The sequence below is a fragment of the Leyella stercorea genome (genome assembly GCF_019052365.1).
Taxonomy (GTDB): domain Bacteria; phylum Bacteroidota; class Bacteroidia; order Bacteroidales; family Bacteroidaceae; genus Prevotella.
This window is the reverse complement of sequence record NZ_JAHQUY010000121.1, coordinates 1-4,055: the sequence shown is the minus strand read 5'-3', so window position 1 is coordinate 4,055 and position 4,055 is coordinate 1. Positions and strand designations below refer to the sequence as shown.

Below are 4,055 nucleotides of genomic sequence, written 5' to 3'. Positions count from 1 at the left end.
ACCCGACAAGGAATTTCGCTACCTTAGGACCGTTATAGTTACGGCCGCCGTTTACCGGGGCTTCAATTCAATGCTTCGCCTTACGGTTGACATCTCCTCTTAACCTTCCGGCACCGGGCAGGTGTCAGGCTGTATACTTCATCTTTCGAGTTCGCACAGCCCTGTGTTTTTGTTAAACAGTTGCCTGGACCTATTCTCTGCGCCTCGCTTTCACGAGGACCCCTTATCCCGAAGTTACGGGGTCAGTTTGCCTAGTTCCTTAACCATGAATCTCTCAACGCCTTAGTATGTTCTACCCGACTACGTGTGTCCGTTTACGGTACGGGTACCTTTAGGATTGCTTAGCGGATTTTCTCGGGAGTATGCTTACCCTCGCTATCAGGTTCCTCCGAAGAGGACCCTGTACTTTCAAGTTCGGCTCTCACGGCGGATTTGCCTGCCGTGATCAACGCCTACACTCTTCAACGAGCCATTCCGTCGGCTCGCGGAAGTGTCACTGCTCCGTCTCCGCATCGCTCCTAAAGGTAGTCACGGAATGTTGACCGTGTCTGCCATCGCCCTCGCCGTTCGGCTGAGACTTAGGACCCGACTGACCCCGGGATGATTGACATTGCCCGGGAAACCTTAGTCTTGCGGCGGGAGGGAATCTTACCCTCCTTATCGTTACTTATACCTACATTTGCTTTTCCATATCCTCCAGGATAGGTTACCCGCACCATTCGACGGATATGGAATGCTCCCCTACCGATACTTTTATTATTGCTATCCCGCGCCTTCGGTATCTGTCTTATACCCGATTATTATCCATGCAGGGACTCTCGACCAGTGAGCTGTTACGCACTCTTTGAATGAATGGCTGCTTCCAAGCCAACATCCTGGCTGTCACTGAGACCCCACTTCGTTAGACTAACTTAGACAGAATTCCGGGACCTTAGACGGCGGTCTGGATTCTTCTCCTCTCGGGAACGGACCTTAGCACCCGTCCCCTTACTGCCGGACTGCGGAGCGTGAGCATTCGGAGTTCGTCAGGACTCGATAGGCGGTGAAGCCCTCTTGTCCTATCGGTCGCTCTACCTCTCACGCTGAACATCCGACGCGGCACCTAAATGCCTTTCGGGGAGTACGAGCTATCTCCAAGTTTGATTGGCCTTTCACTCCTACACTCATCTCATCCAGAAGCTTTTCAACGCTTATTGGTTCGGTCCTCCATCCCGTGTTACCGGGACTTCAACCTGGACAAGTGTAGATCACTTGGTTTCGCGTCTACCCCCACAGACTCGACGGCCTCTTCAGCCTCGCTTTCACTGCGGTTGCGTCTCTCGTGAGACTTAACCTTGCCTGTGATGGTAACTCGTAGGTTCATTATGCAAAAGGCACGCCGTCACTGCCATAGGCAGCTCCGACCGCTTGTAGGCGCAAGGGTTCAGGATCTCTTTCACTCCCCTGCTCGGGGTTCTTTTCACCTTTCCCTCACGGTACTGGTTCGCTATCGGTCTCACGGGAGTATTTAGCCTTACCGGATGGTCCCGGCGGATTCGCGCAGAATTTCTCGTGTTCCGCGTTACTCAGGATACCACTAAGCTTCTACTTGCTTCGATTACCGGGCTGTCACCGTCTATGGCCGTTCTTTCCAGAACGTTCTTCTCACAAGTATCTTGCTACAGCGTGGTCCTACAACCCCACAATTGCGTTGCCACAACTATGGTTTGGGCTCTTCCCCGTTCGCTCGCCACTACTGGGGGAATCATTAACTTATTTTCTCTTCCTGCAGGTACTAAGATGTTTCAGTTCCCTGCGTTTGCCCTATGCTATTGCATAGTGACCGTCCTTCAGACGGCCGGGTTGTCCCATTCGGAAATCCTCGGATCAAGGGTTATTTGCACCTACCCGAGGCTTATCGCAGCTTATCACGTCCTTCATCGCCTCCGTGAGCCAAGGCATCCACCTTGCGCCCTTTTCTACTTTCTTCGAATCTTCCTTGCAATTGCTTGCTCGGAAAACCGTAGCTCATACTTTCAGCTGTTGTTATTAATTTAACTTACAGTTTTGCTTGTATCAATATGTCAAAGATCGTTTTCTCAAACCCTATATTATATAAGGTAGAGAATGGTGGAGAATAACGGATTCGAACCGTTGACCCCCTGCTTGCAAAGCAGGTGCTCTAGCCAGCTGAGCTAATCCCCCGAGGAATTATTAATTTTTAATTATTAATTTTTAATTGTGATTGCCCAACAATTAATAATTACCAATTACTAATTAATAATTTAAGAAGTAGTCCCAGGCAGACTTGAACTGCCGACCTCCACATTATCAGTGTGGCGCTCTAACCAACTGAGCTATAGGACTGTCACGTCCGATGCCCGGACCTTCTCATTATTTAGTAAACAAACTTGCGTACAAGAAGGAGGTAAATACTTACCAACTTCATTTAGTGCTCGTTTTGTATAAGGTGTTCTTATTTATCTTGACCTCGCTTGCGCTCGGTCGAGCTGCGTAAGAACCCTCTCCAGAAAGGAGGTGTTCCAGCCGCACCTTCCGGTACGGCTACCTTGTTACGACTTAGCCCCAATCACCGGTTTCACCCTAGGCCGACCCTCGCGGTCACGGACTTTAGGCGCCCCCGGCTTTCATGGCTTGACGGGCGGTGTGTACAAGGCCCGGGAACGTATTCACCGCGCCATGGCTGATGCGCGATTACTAGCGAATCCAGCTTCGTGGGGTCGGGTTGCAGACCCCAGTCCGAACTGAGACATGTTTTAGGGATTCGAGCGTATTTGCATACACCCTGCTTTCTGTACATGCCATTGTAACACGTGTGTAGCCCCGGACGTAAGGGCCGTGCTGATTTGACGTCATCCCCACCTTCCTCACTCCTTACGGAGGCAGTCTTCGCAGAGTGCCCGGCTTCACCCGATGGCAACTACGAACAAGGGTTGCGCTCGTTATGGCACTTAAGCCGACACCTCACGGCACGAGCTGACGACAACCATGCAGCACCTCCACAGGCGCCCCGAAGGGCCTCATCATCTCTGAATCGTTCGCCTGCAGTTCAAGCCCGGGTAAGGTTCCTCGCGTATCATCGAATTAAACCACATGTTCCTCCGCTTGTGCGGGCCCCCGTCAATTCCTTTGAGTTTCACCGTTGCCGGCGTACTCCCCAGGTGGGATGCTTAACGCTTTCGCTTGGCCGCTTACGTCAGACGCAAACAGCGAGCATCCATCGTTTACCGCGTGGACTACCAGGGTATCTAATCCTGTTCGATACCCACGCTTTCGAGCTTCAGCGTCAGTTGCGCTACAGCAGGCTGCCTTCGCAATCGGAGTTCTTCGTCATATCTAAGCATTTCACCGCTACACGACGAATTCCGCCTACTTCCTGCGCACTCAAGTCTCACAGTTCGCGCTGCAATGCCCAGGTTGAGCCCCGACATTTCACAACACGCTTATAAGACGGCCTACGCTCCCTTTAAACCCAATAAATCCGGATAACGCCCGGACCTTCCGTATTACCGCGGCTGCTGGCACGGAATTAGCCGGTCCTTATTCATAGGGTACCTGCAATATGCCACACGTGGCACACTTTATCCCCCTATAAAAGCAGTTTACAACCCATAGGGCCGTCTTCCTGCACGCTACTTGGCTGGTTCAGACTCTCGTCCATTGACCAATATTCCTCACTGCTGCCTCCCGTAGGAGTTTGGACCGTGTCTCAGTTCCAATGTGGGGGACCTTCCTCTCAGAACCCCTACTGATCGTCGCCTTGGTGGGCCGTTACCCCGCCAACAAGCTAATCAGACGCATCCCCATCCTTCTCCTTCACATTTCGTTCACGTTAGATGCCTGCTGTGAACCGCATATCGTGTTAGGCCGCCTTTCGACGGGTTATCCGATGGACAAGGGTAGGTTGGATACGCGTTACTCACCCGTGCGCCGGTCGCCATCATCGGTTGCAAGCAACCAACATGCTGCCCCTCGACTTGCATGTGTTAAGCCTGTAGCTAGCGTTCATCCTGAGCCAGGATCAAACTCTACATTGTAAAATATCTTTTACTGCT

General features: G+C 51.8%; 2 tRNA genes and 2 rRNA genes. All 4 read right to left on the bottom strand.

Features of this window, described 5'->3' with window-relative positions:
* Window positions 1-1,968, bottom strand: a 23S ribosomal RNA gene (locus tag KTQ90_RS12815); the annotation flags it as partial.
* Between the two features lie 139 nt (window positions 1,969-2,107).
* A tRNA-Ala gene (locus KTQ90_RS12810) sits at window positions 2,108-2,184 on the bottom strand.
* Window positions 2,185-2,272: 88 nt separating this feature from the next.
* A tRNA-Ile gene (locus KTQ90_RS12805) sits at window positions 2,273-2,346 on the bottom strand.
* Between the two features lie 164 nt (window positions 2,347-2,510).
* Window positions 2,511-4,037, bottom strand: a 16S ribosomal RNA gene (locus KTQ90_RS12800).
* Window positions 4,038-4,055 lie beyond the last annotated feature (18 nt).